The organism is Pedobacter sp. 05L430 (genome assembly GCF_056397585.1).
The window spans coordinates 39,729-59,096 of the sequence record NZ_JBFTNT010000006.1 but is presented as its reverse complement, the minus strand read 5'-3'; the positions used below and the strand labels follow the sequence as shown (position 1 = coordinate 59,096).

The window sequence follows — 19,368 nt, the reverse complement described above, 5'->3', positions numbered from 1 at the left end:
TTACAATTGAAATCTAAGATTAAAGTAAAATAACGGTTTAACCTGGGTTCGGGCTGTTTTATAAAGTAGTATATGCCTAAATTTATAAAGAATTAATACTTTATATATGAACCCCCTGATTGTAGCCACAGATTTTTCGGAAGTAGCTGAGAACGCTGTAGAATATGCCGCTGCCATTGCCAAACATAATAATGCAAAGCTTATCCTTTACAATTCTTTTGTAATTCCTACTCATGCTGCAAATACCCTTTTGCCGGCAGCCAGCATACAAAAATTGATAACGKATAATGAGATTCGCTTAATTGAAAGAGCACTATCTCTATCTATCGATTACGATATAGAGGTAGAACATGAATCAAACCTCTCCTTTGTTCAGGAGGCGCTGAAAAGCTTAATAGACAAGCATCAGGCTGCCCTGGTGGTATTGGGGATGAATACTAAAACTTTGGAGCAGGATCTTTGGGGTAACACCACAACATCGGCAATTAAGAAACTCAATCTGCCGGTTATGGCTGTTCCGCTGGGAGCCAGGTTTGAGGGCACCAAAAATGTGCTTTTTGCTTGTGATGTGTTGCGAGGTATATCAGAAAAAGTACTTGCCAATATTAAAGAACTGGCAATAGCACTGAACGCCGAGGTTGAAGTTTTTAATGTAAGTCAGAAGGTTGAAGAATTAAAAACACTAAACGCTTCTTTACCGGAAGTAAGTGCCATTGATGATGGACTTGAAGGCATTTCTTACTATTATAAGAACGTAAATTCCAATGCGGTGATCAAGGAAATAGAAAAAGAAATTATCGATTTCAGAGCTGATCTATTGATTATGGTGCCAAAAAAATATGGATTCTGGGCTTCTATTATTCACCGGAGTAAAACACGCATAATGGCTTCAGGATTAAAAATACCCTTGCTTTCGCTCCCAATTTCCTAAGTTGAATCAGAATTTTTTTATGCTTATCATTGCCGCTTCAAATGAAGTATATAATTCTGTTTTTAATTGTTGCAAGCCATAGTCTGTGCTTTGGACAATTCACAAAGGTTAAGCGTGTTGTTGATGGTGATACTTTCGTAACTGAATCAGGCGAGCGGGTAAGGTTAATAGGTATAAATGCGCCTGAAATGAAGGATTTTTATGGCATTGAAGCAAAGGAACACTTAGCAGAGCTGATTGAAGGAAGAGATATTGAACTAACAAGAGACCATAAGTCAAAAGACAGAGACAGATACTCGAGATTGTTGAGATATGTTGTGCTTAGTGGAGTGGATATAAATGAGCAAATGATCCGTGAAGGATATGCTTACGCTTTACTTAAGTTTCGTTTTGACCGAGCTGCGGTGTACACTGATGCTGAAGCCGAAGCAAAAGATCAGTTGCTGGGAATGTGGAAGTATACTGAAGCCGAAAGAAACGAACCCCAAAATATTCCAGTAACTACTCCTATAAGCAACATTACCCAAATAGACCTATATGAGAACCGCTATGTAATTGGTGGGCTTGTTATAATGTTCATTATTCTGGGTATTAATTATCGTTTAAGAGCTTAGTGATCGAGATTTATTTGTCAGGCATACAACTAACAGGATAATTTAAGATTGTTTAATTAAGGAACAAACATGCCTTTTTTAATACCTCGTTTAAAGAACAAGTAGATTAATTTTCTGAAAAGCGATTTTGACATATTCTTTTTGCCTGAAAATTCATATTTTTAGTAACATTTATTGCGTGAAAGCATCATACACAAGATAAATTCGTAACAAAAACAAACTATTATTTCATATGAAAAGAACCATTACACTGCTCACGCTAGTATTATTCTTGGCAGGGGGCGCTTTTGCCCAAAAAAAGAAGAAAAAAGAGCTTGCCGCTGATTCGCTAAAAAAAGCGATGGCCAAGCCTGCTAAACCAACAATAAATGACAAAATAAAATCAAGTAAAAAGATTGACGGTCTTTTTTCGATGTATAGAGATACCGTAACGGGTAGCCTTCAGATGTATATTAAGAAAGATCAGTTAGGCAAGAATTACATTTATCAAAGTTTCTCGATGGGTGGGCCAACAACTTTGTTTCTTAACCAAAATATGATCAGAACTACCTGGTTGTTTTATATCCAGAAATCTGATGATAAAATTGAGCTTCTTCAAAAGAATACTAATTTTTACTACGATAAGGCAAATCCGGTAAGTAAATCAGCAGATGTTGACGTATCAGATGCAGTTTTTTATAGTGATAAGGTAGCTGCACAAGATTCTTTAGGCTACCTGATTGCTGTAGACGGTCTTTTTCTTGGAGACAAACTGGATCCCGTTAAACCGGTTTTTCCTCCAACTTTGCCTCCGGGGGCTGTATTTAATCTTGGAAACCTAAATACCTCTAAATCAAAGTACCAAAAGATACGCTCATTCCCGGGAAATACAGACGTAGTTGTGGAACTTGCTTATGATAACCCTGTGCCTTTAAACGGGGGAGGAAAAGACATTACTGATGCCCGCTATGTAAGGGTTAAAATGCAGCATTCTTTTCTTGAAGTTCCTAAGAATGATTTCCGCGCCCGTYGTGATGATCCAAGGGTAGGTTATTTTGGATCCGAAGTAGATAACCTGACTTCTTTATCACCTGCACCATATAAAGATTTTATTAGCCGCTGGAACCTTAAAAAGAAAGATCCGTCGGCGGCATTAAGCGAGCCGGTAGAACCAATTGTATTTTGGATTGAGAATACTACCCCGCTAGAGTATCGCCCGATTATAAAAGAGGCAGGTGAGAAATGGAACGAAGCATTTGAGAAAGCGGGTTTCAAGAATGCTGTTGTAATGAAAGAAATGCCTGATACGGCTAGCTGGGACCCGGCAGATATTGCTTACAACGTAATCCGTTGGGTGTCTTCGGCATATCCTTCTTATGGTGCAATAGGCCCAAGTTTTTATAACCCATTAACTGGCCAGATTTTAGGCGCCGACATTACTGTTGAATGGCGCTCTGGAGCAGGTACAATTATTACAGACGATCTTTATAACGGTGGAAATTCTGCTTTAAAGCTGCCTTGGGAAAATCCTATTGAGGCTGCTTCTTTAAAATCAGGTCAAGGGCATAGTTTCGATAAAAACCATATGGCTTCTTGTACATTGGCCCAGGAGCTAAGTATGCAGTATCAGACTGGTTTAACAGCAATTGAAGCGTTGGATGCTGATGTTCCAGAAGCAAAAAGAGCAGAAACTGTCCGTGAAATGCACAAACAATTCTTATACTATCTTATCATGCACGAAATGGGACATACGCTTGGACTTAATCACAATATGAAAGCCAGTCAAATGTTAACCCCTGCTCAAATGAATGATGTAGCGCTTACCCGTAAAATTGGATTGCAAGGATCTGTAATGGATTATCCTGCTATTAACGTAAGCAGCGATCGTAGTAAACAAGGTGATTATTATACCACTAAAGCGGGTCCATATGATTTATGGGCAATAGAGTATGGCTATACTCCATTTAGCGAGTCGGAAGAAGAGGCCGGACTAAATAAGATTTTAAGCCGCAGTACAGATCCACAGCTTGCATTTGGTAATGATGCAGATGACATGAGAAGCCCTGGAGGTGGTATCGATCCAAGAGTGAATGTTAATGATCAGACTAATGACATGGTTGCTTACGGAGAGGATAGGTTTAAATTGATTAACACAATGATGCCAAAGCTGAAGTCTCGTTTTAGCAGAACTGGTCAGAGCTATCAGGAGTTACGCTTACGCTATCAGCAGCTTAACGGACAACGTGCAAGTATTGCAGCGGCGATAAGCCGTTTCGTTGGCGGTGTTTATGTAGATAGAAGTTTTGTGGGACAGAAAACTACTGYTGCCCCATTTACGCCTGTTCCTGTTGCTTATCAAAAAAAGGCAATGGCACTGTTGGGTAAATATGTGTTTGCTCCTAATGCTTTTGATGCAGATAGCCCACTATTCCCTTATCTTCAAATTCAGAGACGTGGATTTGGATTTTTTGGAAGTAACGAGGACTTTAAGCCTCAGAATACATTCATGTCTATACAGTTAAGTACGCTTGCCCAAATTCTACATCCAAATACGTTGACGAGAATAAACAATAGTGGGCTTTATGGTAACACATATTCTGTAGCAAGTGTAATGAACGATTTGGCGAATGATATTTTTGCTGCAGATCTTAAATCGAATGTGAATCTATTCCGTCAAAACCTACAGACTGAATTTATAAAAGCTTCAGCAAGCATCGTTTCTTCACCTGGCGGATATGATAATGCAAGTAAAGCTGCGGCATTATCTACCTTAAAAAAGGTAAAAACCCAGCTTGGTGGTGCGGTTTCAACAAATGAACAAACTAAAGCTCACCGTACAAACCTGACTTTTTTAATTGATAAAGCTTTGGCAGTTAAATAAATTTGTAATTGCTTTAATAAAGAAGCCTGCGCCGATATCGGTGCAGGCTTCTTTATTAAATTTGGTCATTGATCTTCAATACAGCATTGTCCAATTCTCCTGCCGAGATTTCTAGAAAATTAACTAAGCCCGTAAGGGTCTCCTGGTCGCCAATTGAATCCTTTAATAAAGGGATAAGTCCTAGCAGATTAGATAGAGGTCGTCTTACTTCGTGAGAGTTGTGCCAGGCAATTTCTCTAAGCTTTTCATTCTGAGCTACGAGCTGCTCTTCATGTTTTACTCTTACATCTATATCCTGCATTGCTCCAAGCATTCTAAGCGGGTTGCCGGAATCATCGAAGATTAGATAGCCGCGATCAAAAACATGTTTGTAACTGCCATCCTGACAAAGGTATCTGTATTCTGCTTTCCACTTGTTCCCTTTTGTTTTTATGATTTTCTCAAATTCATAAATGATACGGGCCTGATCGTCGGGATGTACCCGGGACATAGCCCAGAAGGAATTGTGAATAACCTCATTGTCTTCATGCCCAAAGATCTCTTTATACCCACTCATCCAGGTTAATTTGTCATTGGCTATGTCATAATCCCATATCACATCATTGGTGGCCCTGGTAACCGTATTGTATAGGAGGACTTGATCGTTTAACTGTTTCTCATGTGCAATAAGTTCATTTTTATATCTTCTTTCTGTATTTAAAAGGCTACTATAATGGTAGTTTAAGCCTATTACTGCCGCTATAGCAGTGCCAATTAAAAATATAAAGTTTTTAAGGTAGTATAAGTTCCTTAAATCAGTTGCCGGGTATTGCCGATCAAGCCAACCGATAAATTGCGAACCTATAAGTAGCCATGTTCCACCTAAAATTAGATAAGTGATGACGATTCTGATTAGTGCGTTGTTTTTCAAAATAATTAGAGCTGATTTATTGTAAATTTACATTTTTAGCCTTATGAATCAATTCGCATTAATAACAGGAGCAAGTAAAGGAATAGGACGGTCAATAGCCATTTCGTTAGCCAAAAGAAAGTTTAATCTTTTACTTGTGGCAAGGTCGGCTCCTGAACTTAATGCACTTAAACTGGAACTTTCCAGCCAGTATAATGTTAGTGTGGAAGTTTTCGCATTAGATCTGTCTGTACACGGAGCTGCAAAGCGCGTAACGGAATGGTGTACTGACAATGCTTTTCCTGTCTCAGCCCTTGTTAATAATGCTGGTTTTGGCGTTTGGGGCAAATTTGAAAGCCTTTCTATAGATGAACAGTTAAATATGTTACAACTTAATGTAACGGCACTCACCGAACTTACTTATTATATGCTTCCAATTTTAAGACAAAACCAGCAAGGTTATGTGCTTAATGTTTCTAGTACGGCAGCGTATCAGGCAGTGCCTACATTGGCGATGTATGCGGCGTCTAAATCATATGTTTTGTCGTTTAGCAGGGCCATTAGATATGAACTAAAAGATTCATCCATATCAGTAACGTGTATTAGTCCGGGGCCTGTTGGAACTGGTTTTGCCGAGAGGGCAGGACTCTCAGTTATTAACGATATCGCCGAAAAATTTAATATGGATGCAGATGTTGTTGCGGAGATTGCAGTTAAAGCGATGTTAAATCGGAAAGCAGAAGTAATACCTGGTTTCACTAATATTATATCGGCATATGCGAATAGAGTCTTACCAAAATCACTTATTGAGAAGATAACAGCCGGCATCTATAAAATCAAATAATCCGGAATCAGAAAATATTTTTTAAAAATAAATGCTTGGTATTCAATATATTTTATATGTTTGTAAAATAAACTACTAAACACATAGACTATGTCTATTAAAACAGGTAACAACTTTTCATTAAATCACTCCATGGCAATGCTTCAGATGATGAAGCCCATGCAGTGTTGTTGCTGTTAATTTCTTAGGGTCGCATGCACCCACCTCTGATTTCAAATATTACCTTCTTTTAATTTTTTATAAAATATACCTATGGCAACTTCATATCCAAAGTTTTCATTAGCTGAAACTTTAACCGCTGAGCAGAAAGACTTTTTTAATACAAACGGCTTTATTCATTTCAAAAACTTTATAACACCTCAAACTGTAAAATCAATTGTAGATGCTTCTCTGGAAGTGCAAAAAAAATGGTTAGAAAAGGATGTAAGTAAAGTTAATGGCGTTCCAATTAAATATGGACGTGATCTCGATGGCTCTTCTATAGTACAACGATTTGCATTTATTAACCAGCATCATTCGGCCTTTAGTGGTCTTTTACTTGATCCAAGACTAAATGGTTTACTTGAACTTGCTGGTGCAGGTGCCAGATTAGGCGACAGTGAAAAAGACGGAATGGTTTTTAATCATTATGTAAATGGCCCGGATAGTAAATTCACAAAAATGGGGTGGCACACTGATGGCTTAAGAGATGTTTTTTATGGGCAAAAGCTAAATCCAATGCTTAATGTGGGAATACATCTGAATAATCTGGAACCTGAAAATGGAGGTTTAAGAATAATTCCAGGTACGCACAAGCAAGGACTTTATCAAATGCTTTTCAGAAAAAAATATTTTCTTGACCACGATGAAGATGCTGAAGAAATTGCAGTAGTACCTGAGGTGGGCGATCTTACTATCCACGATGGAAGATTATGGCATCGTGTTGCACAATCTACAGTAATTGGTGAGCAAAGTCGTAGAAGGGTAATTTACATTCCAATTATTGCAGGCAAATATGCTCCTAAAAATGAAAATAGTCCAACCGTGTTTTACCAGCGTTTTGCAGGTATTGTTAAATAAGTAGTCATGTTATTCTTAATCATCATAAATTATTTGATAAGGTCGGGCCGACTGGATAAGCCTATTTTGTTTGTAAAAACGGTATATAAAAGAAGCATCGCAAGATAGATTGCAATCGTATTTTATTCTTATGTTTACTATAAAGTAAATGTTAATTTGATCTCAAATGAAAAGAATATTATTGCTGCTTACCATTGTTGTTACTCTTGGATCTTTTACCAAGAAGGAAATTACATGGACTGCTATTGGTGACTCCATTACCTATTTAAATGAACATCAGGACGAAACGGGTAACCGGGTTACCAGCGGTTACATGACCAGGGTGGTAAGCAAGTTGCCTAATATTCGTTACATTAATCAGGGCCATAATGGTTGGACAGCTGTTGGTATTGCCAAGGAAATCGAAAATCTTGGCCTCCAGAAATCCGATGTATATTCAGTTTTTTTAGGTACAAACGATTGGTGGTCAGGCCAACCATTAGGAACTTTAAATGACTATATCAATAGCACTGGTCTCAAAACAGTTTACGGTTCGTATCGCATCATTATTAACAAGCTTAAAACCCTTAATCCTGATGCCAAAATTATTCTGATTACTCCAATGCAACGTGTAGATTTTGTATACATAGCAAATAGTAATAATAACGCATGGGGCTCTTATAAGGAGAAAAAGGGACAGATGCTATCGCAGTTTGCAGATGCTGTTAATGAAATTGGCCGTCATGAACATTATAAAGTAGTGGACTTATATAATAAAAGTGGCATGGAGTTAAAAACCCTGGTAAAGTATAAAAGATTAAAAGATCCTGAAACAGGAGCTTATAAGAATTATAGCTATCCTGATTTTAAGGATATTCCTTTTAATCCTGATACTGATGAATACCCTTATCCGATAGAAGCAAGTGACAATACTTTCGATGGCTTACATCCCTCAGATAAAGGTTATCAGATCATAGCGGATATGCTAGTTAAAATCATGAAGAAATATTAAAAGGCCAATTTATTGTTTAGAAGCTATTAACTCGTTAGTTAGCCTGTCTGTTTTCTGGCAAACAAAGTTTTCAAAGCTTATGTTTTCGATCTTATTAGCTATATAAGTATGTGAATCTGCAGTACCACTTAATTTTAAAGTCGATTCTCCTTTAAGAATGGTATACATGCTGTTTGCATTGGTTCTTACGTTGGCGGTAGCATTATCATTTAAAAAGATTTGCAAGCAAGTAAGATTAAGTTCACCTCTGGTAACTACTGATGCATTACCTGATGCCTGAATTCTGTTTAAATCTTTTACTGTAACTATAATGGTAACAGGATACCTATCGGTAGAATTGATTAGTAGATTATAACCTTTTCTGGCGATTGTGGTTTTCGAGGAATTATAGTATTCGTCAATTCTGACTTCTTCCTCCGAGCCTTTCACTAAAATGACTTTTACATTTCCACTAATAACAACCTTGTTAAACGTAATAGTGCCTGTTTTAAATGAAAGTAGTTGAGTACTGGGATTTGCAGCAAAAGTTGAGATAGCGGAAGATGTTAAAATGATTGCTGTAAACGCAGAAGCAAATAGAGTTTTTGTAAGGGTTTTCATGACGGTGTGTATTTAAGATTCTTTGATTATTTATCAATAAGATGCTTCCGTCAATAAAAAAGTTGCACAGCTATTATCTGTTTTATACCATGGGGCATTAAAATACGACGAACGGTCAAAAGGAATCGACCAACTAGAAAAGAAAATTATAGAATTGTTTGCGACCAGAAATGGTTTAAAATAAGAAAAGGGGATAGGCCTTTCGACTTACCCCCTTTAAATTAACGCTCTCGGGGGCAAATGTAATAAATGTTTAAACACTTATTTATCATGGAATTGTCATCAGTTAAATACTGTTAAAATTTTACCCGTCTCTACAGAATGTATTAGTTTCGTTTATAAATGGAAAATGTAATGCTAAGAAGTTCTATCTTTTTGTTTTTCATGTTGTTATGTCAGGGTGTTTTTGCGCAGCTAATAAAAGGTAAAGTAATAGATATCCAAACAGAACGCCCGCTCGGCGGTATTTCAATACAATTAAAATATGCAAAAAAGATAAGTAGCGCTACTGGTGATTTTTCATTAATTGCCTCTGCAGCAGATACTGTATGGTTTTCAGGAATAGGCTATGAAAGAAGATATGTTCTTGTAAAAGATTGGAAGTCTCCTCTAATGACAATTGGACTTAAGCCAACTTCTTTAGACCTTGAAGAAGTTGTTATTTTTGGTCAACGGAATCACAAAGCAGATTCACTAAAACTAAGGAAAGATTTTGCAAGAGAGTTCAATTATAAACCTATTGGTATTAAAGATGTTTTTATAAATTCTTATCAACCCAGGGGCCGGTTTGAGTTTGTAAAGATTGACGTATTGCAATTGGTAAGGTTATTAGGGCGAAAAAATGATATTCAGAATAAGCTAAAGAAAAGACTTCATGAAGATGAAAAACAGGCTTACATAGATTCAAGATTTGGAAAGTCTTTTGTTTCATCGCTTACTAAGCTCGAGAGCGATTCTCTTGATTTATTTATAGAACGATACAGGCCTACTAAAGAAGAGTTATTGGAGCTATCTGATTACAATTTGATGTTGAAGATCAAGTCGGATTTGAAGACGTTTAAAGAAAAGAAGAACTAAACCTTAAAAATAAGGCACAAAAAAAAGGTAGTCTTATCCAAGCACTACCTCTTTTTAACCAAATATAAACCCAGTATGAACGGGATCTTTTTCTTTAAGACAATAATCGCACCATTGTCTGTTTTAATCGTTTAATAATCAGCTACGCTGTATTAACAATACAAATGTAAGAATTATTTTTAGATAGTGTAATAAATACACTAAGTAATTTTTCAAATGACAATACTATGATAATTCTATGCATAAAAAAGGAGGCCATAGCCTCCTTTTAATGATCTGATAAATATTTTAATATTTGGTTTTATTTTAGATCTGTGATTTCTATCGTGAAATCGAGTACTGAGTTAGCAGGCACAGGACCGTTTCTCACATTCCCATAAGCGTAAAAAGAAGGGATAATTAAACGAATCTTACCTCCCTTTTGAATTAACGGAATGCCAATCTGCCATCCACCAATTAAACCACCCATTGTAAATACAGCACCGTTTTTAGAATCAAACTCTGTTCCATCTAGTAATCTTCCTGTATAATTTGCAGTAACCTGTGTTGTAGATACATACTCTATATTTCCTGTGCCAGGTGCAATGATTTGATAAAAGACTCCAAATTGTTCGTCCTTTTTTGTGACAATATTGTTTTTTGTTACAAAAGCTCTAATAGCATTTGTATCAGTTGTAAACTGAGCAATTGGATCGTGGTTATCTTCTACGGAATCTTTTTTGCAAGCTACAAGGCATCCTGCCATGCAGATGAAAAGTAATAAATGGTTTATTTTGGTCATGATAATCAAATATATGTTTTTTTAAATCATTACTTGAAGTTAATAAGTCGTTTTAGCAAAAGCAAACGTCTGTTTTTAATAGATTGAGTTTATTAGCTTTGACAAGTAATAAACAGAACCTATGAAAGAAAATAAATATGATAATCCTGCTTTTTTTTTGCAGTATAGCCAAATGACTCGTTCAGTAAAAGGGTTAAAAGGAGCTGGCGAATGGCATGTTCTTCAAAAAATGCTCCCTGATTTTAGAAATAAACATGTCTTAGATTTAGGTTGTGGCTTTGGCTGGCATTGCCAATACGCTGCAGAACATGGTGCTAAATCAGTGCTAGGAATAGATTTGTCAGAAAAAATGCTGAATTCTGCCAACGAAATGAATAAATTTTCATTTGTTGAATATAAGAGAATAGCAATTGAAGCTTTTGATTTCCCTGCTGATTCTTATGATGTTGTACTCAGTTCCCTTGCTTTCCATTATCTGGAATCTTTTGAAGAGGTGTGTCGTAAAGTGTACCAAACGCTTTCTACCGGAGGGGTCTTTGTTTTCTCGGTTGAGCATCCAATATTTACGGCCTATGGAAGTCAGGATTGGATTTACAATGAGGCGGGTGAGCGTATTCATTGGCCGGTTGATAAGTATTTCGATCAGGGAATTAGAAAGGCAAAATTTTTGGGAGAGGAAGTTGTCAAATATCACAAGACTTTAACTGCCTATATTAATGGGTTATTAAAAAATGGATTTGAAATAACGGCCCTGGTGGAACCAGAGCCGGATGAAATATCTTTAAAGACTATTCCTGGAATGCAAGATGAATTACGCAGGCCTATTTTTCTTATTATTTCAGCATTAAAAAAATAAAGTTGGGGGATTGGGTTTTAGCAGTTTTAGTTATTAAAAACTGCTTTGAATGCATTTCTGCAATCTTTACCTATTTCTAAAGGTAGTCCATCTTTTAGGTAAAGTTGAATTTCACCTTCAGCGGTATAGAAATAACGAAAATAGTTGTTAATCTTATCCGGTGCTCCGGTAAATGGGTTGTTCTTTGTACCAAACCATCTAGAATATTTATTATCAATCTCTTGAAGCTTTTCTTCAAAAGCCAGTTTTTTCTTGTCAGTAGTTCCTACCTGCGTTTCGTTTATAATTTCGCTCATATTTTGAATAACGCACAAGATACATAGAATATATCTATTGCTATGATAAATAGGCATTTATAGCTGCATTGTGACAGCTAAATGTTATATTTCTATAAATCCTTATGCTTTTACTTTTTAATCGCGATTAGATCATTTAATTTATTAAACATTTTGATCCAGCTTTGATAAGCACCTGTTTGTTTCGCGTCCTCTTCAGAAACAGTTTGATGGATAGCTAATTTTGTCTGATTTCCAATTGAGGTAAAAGTCACTGTAGTAATGGTTTCTTCTGGCCAGTCTTCAGGTTTTCCGGCAGCAACAGATGCTATTGACTCGCCGTTTTCATTCGTAAGAATCATTGAGAAAACTAGTTTTTCGGGAAATATAACCTGATCGTAGACGCCCTTTATCCAACAATCTCCATGTATAGGATCATGAATACAGGAGTGAAATGTACCACCCTCCTTTACATTGATGTACTTGAATTCGATGGTACAGCCATCAGGTGCATACCAGTGTTTTAATTGCTCTGGATCTGTCCAGGCATTAAATACAAGTTCACGTGGGGCATCAAAAAGATGCGTAATGAAAAGTTCTTTTTTAGATTGTCCCATCTTCTTTCTGTTTAGTTTGTATTGTTTGTAGGTAATTGTCTAGTTTTTCAAATTTGCTGACCCATTGTTTCTTGGATTGCTCAACCCAGTCAGCCACTTCATTTAGTTTATCAAGCTGAGGCTCACAAAATCGTTCTCTGCCTACCTGCTTAATTACTACTAATCCACATTCAGTGAGGATTTGTATGTGTTTGGATATTGCTTGTCTACTAATATTGAAAGCCTCGGCTACAGCGTTGAGATTCAAAGGCTCTTGTGCTATTCTTTGAATAATTTCGCGGCGGGTAGGATCAGCGATGGCTTGAAATACATCTCTTCTTGTTATCATTTTGCAACTATATGGTTGCAAATATAGATGCAATCATTTGATTGCGCAATATTTTTGAAAAAATAAATTCAAAGCGACGACCTTACCTTTTTAGATGCTTTATGAAAATGGTTTGATTTTTGTCCACTATTTAAAACTATTTTAATACCCTCTGGTCATGATTAAAACGCTAAAACTTCAGAAAGCAGTAATTGCCTTTATATTGGGCATACTGGCGCTAATTGCTTATAAAGTGATGAGTGTGAACAAAGTGGAATCAAGTAATTACATGTTGTCGTTTGCAGGCATTTTATTTATCGCAGGAGCATTGATGCTCATCTATCCCATTCTTTTTGCAAAAAAAGATAAAGAAGGGTGTGTAGAACTTGATCCTGAAATACAAGAAGAAATGGTTGCAGCAGAGGCACAAGTATCCACAACTGAAGAACCTGTAACTGAAAAAGTTGTGGTAAACGAAAAAATGGGAGAGGCTTAAACCACCCCACCCATGTATGGATCCGTTATCGAATCTTCTCCTGTTTCAACATGTCCTGCATATTGCTTTGAAAATGCATTGTAACCCTCTAATTGAATTGTAAAATCATACCAACCTGAACTCTTTTGAAGGTCAATAATTAAAGTTTTTTTACTTTTCGTACCTAATGATATCGATCTGGTGGCATCGCTTTTATAAACATTGTCGATTAAATTTATCTTTAAATCCTGATCACCCTCATTTTCAAGAATAAGTTCAATGTTGCCACTTGGCTTTTTGCTTAAAAACCCTTTAACCTCATAATGGCAGTTAGCCTTTAGCGAAGGGTCATTTTTATCACCTTTAAACGCTCTGAAAAAACCATTAGGAGCACTTATACATAAATCATATTGCCCATCCCCAAAATTTTGCAACGTTAGGCGGTCTAGAATTTTGTCTCCATTTTTTACTGCATATGCCCAGGTCTTTCCTGCCTGCCCGTTATATAGATTAGTAGTGTATACATTAAAGGGTGCTCCGACTGGCAATATTTTTTGCCCGAAATTGCCTCTGCCTGCTTCTAGCCAAAGTTCTACTTTGGTTTTAGAACTATCAAGATTACATTCTGCAAAGAGTTGATACGGTAAAGCGCAAGCCTTACTTGTTCCTCGTTCTTGTTGAGGTAAATAAGCCCCTGAAGCTATTTCAGTTTTTGATAAAGGATTTGGCTTAACCTGTGCCGGCTTATTTTTTGCATTTTGAATATTGGTAACAACTTCTTCTCTTTTTAAAGGTGCTGGTGCAACAGATGACATCCCTGTTGAAGGCCTGAAAGCTGATGTCAGATCGCCACAAATTACTCTTCTCCAACTGCTAATCATATTACTGCGAATTTTCTTCCCGGTTTTTTTGCTAAGTATGTTTTCTAAAAACATGAGTGAAGAGGTGTGGTCAAAAACTTGCGAATTTACATAGCCCCCTTTGCTCCAGGGAGAGGCAATGATCATTGGCACACGATAACCTAATCCAATAGGGCTATCTTTTTCTAGCTCATAATCGGCATCAACAGAAATTCCTTCAGAAACTTTTCCACTCGATGGGTCGTTAGGTTTTGGAACTACATATGGAGGGATGTGATCAAAGTACCCATCATTTTCATCATATGTAAGGATGAAAACTGTCTTTTTCCATACTTCGGGGTTCTTTGTTAAAATGTCAAGCGCTTCAGATACATACCATGTTCCATACAACGGTGAACTGGTATGATCAGAGAATCTTTGCGGAGCTACCAGCCATGAAACGGTGGGTAGTTTGCCATTGTCAACATCAGAGCGAAACTGATGGAAGATATCGTTTTTCGGGATGCTGATGGTTTCTTCGTGTCCCCGGTCATTAGTAAAGGTAAATGGAGCAAGTTCCAGATAGTTAAACGGCGCATTTATATTGCTGGCAAATGCTTTGTCTATTAAATTCTTTTCACGGGTAGATAGCTTATTGTATTTTTCGGTTACCTGTGCTGCAGTGAGGGCAGGCTTACTTGTCGAATCACCATTCTTTCTGAAATATGCCGCAAGCTTAACGTTGTAGCGTTTTACATACTCAATTGCATTGTCCCCGTAATTACCTAACCAATCATCTACATTGTCACCTTGTAAATCTGCTGTCCATATTTCATTTTGGTAGATCTTCCAATCAATGCCATTATCTTCTAATACCTCTGGAAATGTATCCCAGTCTACAAAAGCACCCTCTCTTGATTCTGCTTGAGAATTGTTTACAGCTGCTACCGAACTCCCGTTTAATTCAGGCCGAATGTTACCTGTCCAGAAAAATAACCTGTTTGGAGTAGTGCCGGTAAGAGATGAGCAAAAATTATGGTCACAAATTGTAAAGGCTTCGGCCATTGAATAATAAAAAGGAATATCTGTCCTGTCATAATATCCTAAAGACATAAGTGATTTTACAGGTACCCATTTATCATACTTGCCGTTGTTTCGGGCAGCAAGCTGGTCCGACCAGGAGTGAGGCAGCCCACCTTGCCAGGTAATCTTTGTTTTATTAATGTCTACATGAAACGGGGCATAGGTTTTACCCTCATTATCTTTTTGTAACCAGACCTTATCCTTATCAGGAAGTGTAAAAGCTCTTGGATCATTAAAGCCACGAACACCTTTGAGCTTACCAAACATATGATCAAAAGAGCGGTTCTCCTGCATCRGGATTACAATATGCTCTGCATCATAAAATGTAGATCCGGGATCTGCTTCGATTGCCATTGCCTTTTGGATAGACATAGGAATTACATTGGGTAAACCCACTGCTCCAGATAATAGGGCAGCTTTTTTAAGAAAGTCTCTTCTTGAGTTCATAGTGGTTCATTTGTATGTTGTGTGTTTGAACCAAATGTAATAAGAATAGAAATAAGTTGGTAACCGATAGATTACCCCTTTAGCGCTTTCCAGATCAGGTCATGAATTTCCGTCGCCTGTACATTGCTGTTGTTTAGCTTTTGATCCGTAATTAAAACAGGGTGAAACTCTGCAGGTGTGTTGATGCTGCCATGTGAGCCCTTAATTAAGGTGGCATCTAATGGAATAACATCCATTACATAACGGAAACCTGCTTTTTTTCTTAATAGCTTGTATGCCGCACGCGGTTTAGAAGACATGAACATTTCAACAGGGTCATACCCTGGTTTTTTATGAATATCTACGCACCTGGCATAATCAGGAGCTTTTGCGTCGTCAAGCCAGAAATAATAAGTAAACCAGTTTGCCGGTTCAGCAACCAATACAAAGTCGCCCGCCCTTTCATGGTCCATTCCATATTTCTTTTTGCCTTCCTTATCTAAAACCATAGCAATGCCAGGAGTTTTTTCAAGAATAGTTTTTACCTGGTCGGTTACCGTTGGATCATTGATGTAAACATGTGCAACCTGATGATCCGCAACCACAAATGCTTTAGAAGCACCCGCATCTAATAATTCTAAACCTCGCTCTACACGAATCTGCAACAGCCCGTTTTCTCTAAAGATTCTGTTTAGGTGAATCGGTTTGCTTACCGGAACAATCCCGTATTCGGATAGAATAATGATATTGGCTCCTTTTTTTTCATAAAATGTTACCAGGTCCTTTACCAATTCATCTATCTCGCCAAGTTCTTTGCTGATTTTATCAAAGTCACTGCCGAATTTTTGCAGACAATAATCCAGATGTGGCAAATATATTAAGGTAAGGGTAGGATTGTAAAGATCCTCAGTAATCATAGATGCATCAGCAATCCATCGGCTAGACTTTATATTTGCACCTGGTCCCCAAAATTGAAAAAGCGGAAACTGACCTAATTTATCCTGTAAAATATCGCGTAATTCTGCCGGTTCTGAATAACAATCAGGAAGTTTTCTGCCATCAGCTAAATAGTTTGGACGTGGAGTTACACTGTAGTCAGCATTTGAATACATGTTGTACCACCAGAACATATTGGCGCAAGTAAAATTAGGATCTTCTTTTTTTGCCTTGTCCCAGATCTTCTCTACAAGCACAAGCTTGTTTGATTGCTTCCAGAACTTGATTTCCGAATCCATATGGTCGTACCATCCGTTCCCGACAACACCATGTTCTGTTGGCTGTCTTCCTGTTAAATAAGTTGATTGTACACTGGTAGTTACAGCCGGTAGCATTGGTGCTATTGCACCAAGGTTTTTATCTTTTATGTATTGTTCTAAAAAGGGAGTATGCTTGCCAATAAGGTTCGAGGATAAGCCAACAACATCTATTACTACAGTTTTCTTCATCTTAAACATTTGTTTTAATTACCCAGTTCAGTTCATTACTGATAGATTGGGCAATCGGTAATTTTAATTGCTCCGGTAATACTTCCCAGGYATAGGTTTCTACTTCCAGATGGTCAGTAAAAGGGGCATTCTTTTGAAGTTCCAGAACAGTGGTAATATCATCCTGAGTAGATTGTAATAATCCGATCTCTTTAATTGATATTGGTACATGGAAATGTGCCCTCCATTGCGTGGCTTCCTGATTTTCAAAGTCTTCAAGAGCAGGAGTAAGGTCCGAATAACGAATCAGCCCACCATCTTTCTTTAAGGCAACTACCTGATGCAGATAGGTTGGCTCATTAAACGTCTGAAAGCTGTTCTTTATGATTTCTCTATCTGCTTCTGATTTATCAAGATTTGCTTTTAAAGCAGCACTGATCTGTATTTTGCCTACTTTAATGCCTTTTGCTTCAAGTTCTTTTAGAACCTCATCATGAGCTTCATAGCCTATAGCAAAGTGACAAACATCATAGCAAAGGCAAAGGTGTTTTTTAATTAATGATTCGGCTTCAATGCCAGCAACATTAAATGAACTTTCAATTGCCGGAATGCCAAGTGGCAGCAAATCATTCTCAAACCAATCTATAAATTCCCTTCCGGTTTCAAGTATGCCATCAGGCTCAGGTTCCAGATCAAGGTGCATAATTTTACCAGTTTGCTCGCTAATTCTAATCAGTTCTTTTATAACCGCTATTACATTCAAGGTAGCAGTGCGTTTTGCCTGTGCAAAATCGTCAGCAGTTTTAAACCAGTGCCTGTAACTAAGTGGCGATGTTGAAATCCCCCCATTCATACCTTCAGGTAATAGAGATTGGAGTATATTAAAAAGTCTGATAGTATATTCTCTGCGCGCGTCTGTTGTCCAGTCAGGTGTATGTACATCTTCTTTAACCACTGTGCGGTGAAATTCTCCGTAAGGGAAACCATTCATGGTAAAAACATAAGCGGCATTTTCCTTAAGCCACTGCTTAAATTCAGCCAAAGCATCTTCTTTAATCAATTCAAGACTAGAGATATTTGACAATCTAAGTCCTAGTCCAAGTGGTCCGTTTGGTGAAACAGATTGTTTGATCACAGGGAAATTCTCTTGTAACGCTTTAAAATCATCATCCCAGTTTTTGCCCGGATGTATGTTTGTGCAATAGGTTAAATGGCCAGTGTTGACTTTCATTATTATTGGTTGCTTATAGGTAAACCAGCGTGTGTACTGGTAAAGTTTAAAACATAGTTGCTCGCTTCCATCAATAACTGGTGATCCATCTGATGTACCTCTTTCCCAGTACCCAAATCAGTAAGCAGGGTAATGGTAAGTTTGCCGCCAAGATGTTCCTGAAATTCTGCCAATCCACGAAGTATTGGAGATTCAGAATCGTTAATCTGGATAAATGGATTAGAAATGTCAAAAGACAGGTGAATCAGTACACTTAATATGCGCTGTAATTTTTCTTCTGTTAGCATTCCTGTCAGGAAAGAATAGGTGCTATCTAAAGCAATACCCATTGCCACAGCTTCACCATGTAAAACGCTGAAGTTACTTAGCTGCTCTAGTTTATGTGCACTCCAGTGGCCAAAATCTAGTGGCCTGGCCGATCCTGTTTCAAATGGATCATCACCGGCAATATGGTTTAAATGCAATTGAGCACAACGTTTGATCAGGTAATTCATCGTATCCATATCCCGTGCAACCAGTTGTGCCGCATTATCTTCAATCCAGTAAAAGAATTCAGGATCTTTGATAAGGGCAACTTTTACTGCTTCAGAAATACCCGAACGCCAATCTCTGTCACTTAACGTAAGCAAAAACTGGTCATCGTTAAATACTGCCGATGGCGGTGCAAAAGTGCCAAGAAAGTTCTTTTTACCATTGTAATTGATGCCATTTTTAACACCAATACCAGAGTCGTTTTGCGAGAGTACAGTTGTAGGGATACGGATATGTTTAATACCGCGGTGCGAAACTGCAGCCGCATAACCAACAAGATCAAGTACGGCGCCCCCTCCAATGGCAGCAATGTACGAATGCCTGTCAATTCCATAAACATTCACTGCTTCAACCAGTTGGTCAAAAAGTGCAGTGTCATTTTTTGATGCTTCTCCGCCCGGAACAATCATGATGTCCTTAATCAGCTCCACATCTTTATGTTGCTCAAAGTAAGCCTTAATTGATGGTACAAGGTCAGGATGAGCATCGGCAACACCCTTGTCCAGTACGAAAAATATTTTGCGCAAGGCCTCTGAAGGCTTCTCCTTAAAGAAGTTTGCCAAGATAGGATTGCCTGTATCAAATAGCGAAGCAGTGAAGTATATTTTATACTCAAATTTTACACTAAACGACTGTTCTAAATAACTCATAGTTGAAA

Annotated in this window: 19 protein-coding genes; 9 read left to right on the top strand and 10 right to left on the bottom strand. The window is 37.6% G+C overall.

Annotated features, from left to right (window positions below; translation table 11 throughout):
* Window positions 1-106 precede the first annotated feature (106 nt).
* From AC1DG9_RS03145 to AC1DG9_RS03135, 3 genes are all read left to right on the top strand, one after another.
* Entirely contained in the window at window positions 107-931 is an 825-nt protein-coding gene (locus AC1DG9_RS03145; RefSeq protein WP_477634301.1) for a universal stress protein, read from the top strand.
* A 41-nt stretch (window positions 932-972) separates the two neighbouring features.
* Complete coding sequence (locus AC1DG9_RS03140) at window positions 973-1,545, top strand: thermonuclease family protein (RefSeq protein WP_288881884.1); 573 nt, start codon at window positions 973-975, stop codon at window positions 1,543-1,545.
* Between the two features lie 232 nt (window positions 1,546-1,777).
* The gene (locus AC1DG9_RS03135) at window positions 1,778-4,405 is read left to right on the top strand and encodes a zinc-dependent metalloprotease (protein ID WP_477634300.1); all 2,628 of its coding nucleotides are present in this window, start codon (window positions 1,778-1,780) and stop codon (window positions 4,403-4,405) included.
* A 55-nt stretch (window positions 4,406-4,460) separates the two neighbouring features.
* On the opposite strand, the gene AC1DG9_RS03130 is transcribed toward AC1DG9_RS03135, so the two are convergent.
* Window positions 4,461-5,315, bottom strand: a complete 855-nt coding sequence (locus tag AC1DG9_RS03130; RefSeq protein WP_288881888.1) for a PAS domain-containing protein — start codon at window positions 5,313-5,315, stop codon at window positions 4,461-4,463.
* 43 nt (window positions 5,316-5,358) lie between these two features.
* Here AC1DG9_RS03130 and AC1DG9_RS03125 point away from each other — a divergent pair, with 43 nt between their 5' ends.
* The 3 genes from AC1DG9_RS03125 to AC1DG9_RS03115 all read left to right on the top strand — a co-directional run bounded on the left by AC1DG9_RS03125 (window position 5,359) and on the right by AC1DG9_RS03115 (window position 8,188).
* A complete protein-coding gene (locus tag AC1DG9_RS03125; RefSeq protein ID WP_172661628.1) occupies window positions 5,359-6,138 on the top strand; it encodes an SDR family NAD(P)-dependent oxidoreductase in 780 nt (259 codons plus the stop codon).
* 252 nt (window positions 6,139-6,390) lie between these two features.
* A complete protein-coding gene (locus AC1DG9_RS03120) occupies window positions 6,391-7,197 on the top strand; it encodes a phytanoyl-CoA dioxygenase family protein (RefSeq protein WP_337717271.1) in 807 nt (268 codons plus the stop codon).
* 166 nt (window positions 7,198-7,363) lie between these two features.
* Entirely contained in the window at window positions 7,364-8,188 is an 825-nt protein-coding gene (locus AC1DG9_RS03115; RefSeq protein ID WP_337717269.1) for an SGNH/GDSL hydrolase family protein, read from the top strand.
* A gap of 9 nt (window positions 8,189-8,197) precedes the next feature.
* Here the strand turns inward: AC1DG9_RS03115 and AC1DG9_RS03110 are convergent, their stop codons facing one another.
* Window positions 8,198-8,788, bottom strand: a complete 591-nt coding sequence (locus AC1DG9_RS03110) for a GIN domain-containing protein (RefSeq protein WP_337717267.1) — start codon at window positions 8,786-8,788, stop codon at window positions 8,198-8,200.
* A gap of 354 nt (window positions 8,789-9,142) precedes the next feature.
* Here AC1DG9_RS03110 and AC1DG9_RS03105 point away from each other — a divergent pair, with 354 nt between their 5' ends.
* Entirely contained in the window at window positions 9,143-9,865 is a 723-nt protein-coding gene (locus AC1DG9_RS03105; protein WP_337717265.1) for a peptidase associated/transthyretin-like domain-containing protein, read from the top strand.
* Between the two features lie 301 nt (window positions 9,866-10,166).
* Here the strand turns inward: AC1DG9_RS03105 and AC1DG9_RS03100 are convergent, their stop codons facing one another.
* The gene (locus AC1DG9_RS03100) at window positions 10,167-10,646 is read right to left on the bottom strand and encodes an FKBP-type peptidyl-prolyl cis-trans isomerase (RefSeq protein ID WP_337717263.1); all 480 of its coding nucleotides are present in this window, start codon (window positions 10,644-10,646) and stop codon (window positions 10,167-10,169) included.
* Between the two features lie 121 nt (window positions 10,647-10,767).
* On the opposite strand from AC1DG9_RS03100, the gene AC1DG9_RS03095 reads away from it, so the two are divergent.
* On the top strand, window positions 10,768-11,502 hold the full coding sequence (locus AC1DG9_RS03095; RefSeq protein WP_337717261.1) for a class I SAM-dependent methyltransferase: 735 nt from the start codon (window positions 10,768-10,770) through the stop codon (window positions 11,500-11,502).
* A 26-nt stretch (window positions 11,503-11,528) separates the two neighbouring features.
* Here the strand turns inward: AC1DG9_RS03095 and AC1DG9_RS03090 are convergent, their stop codons facing one another.
* The 3 genes from AC1DG9_RS03090 to AC1DG9_RS03080 all read right to left on the bottom strand — a co-directional run bounded on the left by AC1DG9_RS03090 (window position 11,529) and on the right by AC1DG9_RS03080 (window position 12,722).
* Window positions 11,529-11,798, bottom strand: a complete 270-nt coding sequence (locus tag AC1DG9_RS03090; RefSeq protein WP_048907616.1) for a hypothetical protein — start codon at window positions 11,796-11,798, stop codon at window positions 11,529-11,531.
* Window positions 11,799-11,908: 110 nt separating this feature from the next.
* Complete coding sequence (locus AC1DG9_RS03085; protein WP_337717259.1) at window positions 11,909-12,394, bottom strand: SRPBCC family protein; 486 nt, start codon at window positions 12,392-12,394, stop codon at window positions 11,909-11,911.
* A complete protein-coding gene (locus tag AC1DG9_RS03080; protein ID WP_172661621.1) occupies window positions 12,381-12,722 on the bottom strand; it encodes an ArsR/SmtB family transcription factor in 342 nt (113 codons plus the stop codon). Before AC1DG9_RS03080 ends, AC1DG9_RS03085 begins: the two co-directional genes overlap by 14 nt.
* Window positions 12,723-12,879: 157 nt before the next feature.
* Here AC1DG9_RS03080 and AC1DG9_RS03075 point away from each other — a divergent pair, with 157 nt between their 5' ends.
* The gene (locus tag AC1DG9_RS03075) at window positions 12,880-13,197 is read left to right on the top strand and encodes an isoleucyl-tRNA synthetase (protein WP_288881901.1); all 318 of its coding nucleotides are present in this window, start codon (window positions 12,880-12,882) and stop codon (window positions 13,195-13,197) included.
* On the opposite strand, the gene AC1DG9_RS03070 is transcribed toward AC1DG9_RS03075, so the two are convergent.
* From AC1DG9_RS03070 to AC1DG9_RS03055, 4 genes are all read right to left on the bottom strand, one after another.
* A complete protein-coding gene (locus AC1DG9_RS03070; RefSeq protein ID WP_477634299.1) occupies window positions 13,194-15,545 on the bottom strand; it encodes a phosphocholine-specific phospholipase C in 2,352 nt (783 codons plus the stop codon). The genes AC1DG9_RS03075 and AC1DG9_RS03070 overlap by 4 nt on opposite strands.
* A 71-nt stretch (window positions 15,546-15,616) precedes the next feature.
* Window positions 15,617-16,969, bottom strand: a complete 1,353-nt coding sequence (locus AC1DG9_RS03065) for an alkaline phosphatase family protein (RefSeq protein ID WP_337717255.1) — start codon at window positions 16,967-16,969, stop codon at window positions 15,617-15,619.
* 1 nt (window position 16,970) lies between these two features.
* On the bottom strand, window positions 16,971-18,179 hold the full coding sequence (gene eboE, locus AC1DG9_RS03060; RefSeq protein ID WP_477634298.1) for a metabolite traffic protein EboE: 1,209 nt from the start codon (window positions 18,177-18,179) through the stop codon (window positions 16,971-16,973).
* Between the two features lie 2 nt (window positions 18,180-18,181).
* Window positions 18,182-19,360, bottom strand: a complete 1,179-nt coding sequence (locus AC1DG9_RS03055; RefSeq protein ID WP_288881911.1) for a 3-dehydroquinate synthase — start codon at window positions 19,358-19,360, stop codon at window positions 18,182-18,184.
* Window positions 19,361-19,368: the final 8 nt, after the last annotated feature.

Bases quoted from the DNA above. Each gene is read 5' to 3' on its own strand.
- AC1DG9_RS03100 (WP_337717263.1), bottom strand. From the start codon at position 10,646: ATGACCAAAATAAACCATTTATTACTTTTCATCTGCATGGCAGGATGC.
- AC1DG9_RS03120 (WP_337717271.1), top strand. From the start codon at position 6,391: ATGGCAACTTCATATCCAAAGTTTTCATTAGCTGAAACTTTAACCGCT.
- AC1DG9_RS03080 (WP_172661621.1), bottom strand. From the start codon at position 12,722: ATGATAACAAGAAGAGATGTATTTCAAGCCATCGCTGATCCTACCCGC.
- AC1DG9_RS03055 (WP_288881911.1), bottom strand. From the start codon at position 19,360: ATGAGTTATTTAGAACAGTCGTTTAGTGTAAAATTTGAGTATAAAATA.
- AC1DG9_RS03115 (WP_337717269.1), top strand. From the start codon at position 7,364: ATGAAAAGAATATTATTGCTGCTTACCATTGTTGTTACTCTTGGATCT.
- AC1DG9_RS03105 (WP_337717265.1), top strand. From the start codon at position 9,143: ATGCTAAGAAGTTCTATCTTTTTGTTTTTCATGTTGTTATGTCAGGGT.
- AC1DG9_RS03125 (WP_172661628.1), top strand. From the start codon at position 5,359: ATGAATCAATTCGCATTAATAACAGGAGCAAGTAAAGGAATAGGACGG.
- AC1DG9_RS03110 (WP_337717267.1), bottom strand. From the start codon at position 8,788: ATGAAAACCCTTACAAAAACTCTATTTGCTTCTGCGTTTACAGCAATC.
- AC1DG9_RS03085 (WP_337717259.1), bottom strand. From the start codon at position 12,394: ATGGGACAATCTAAAAAAGAACTTTTCATTACGCATCTTTTTGATGCC.
- AC1DG9_RS03095 (WP_337717261.1), top strand. From the start codon at position 10,768: ATGAAAGAAAATAAATATGATAATCCTGCTTTTTTTTTGCAGTATAGC.
- AC1DG9_RS03075 (WP_288881901.1), top strand. From the start codon at position 12,880: ATGATTAAAACGCTAAAACTTCAGAAAGCAGTAATTGCCTTTATATTG.
- AC1DG9_RS03065 (WP_337717255.1), bottom strand. From the start codon at position 16,969: ATGAAGAAAACTGTAGTAATAGATGTTGTTGGCTTATCCTCGAACCTT.
- AC1DG9_RS03140 (WP_288881884.1), top strand. From the start codon at position 973: ATGAAGTATATAATTCTGTTTTTAATTGTTGCAAGCCATAGTCTGTGC.
- AC1DG9_RS03090 (WP_048907616.1), bottom strand. From the start codon at position 11,798: ATGAGCGAAATTATAAACGAAACGCAGGTAGGAACTACTGACAAGAAA.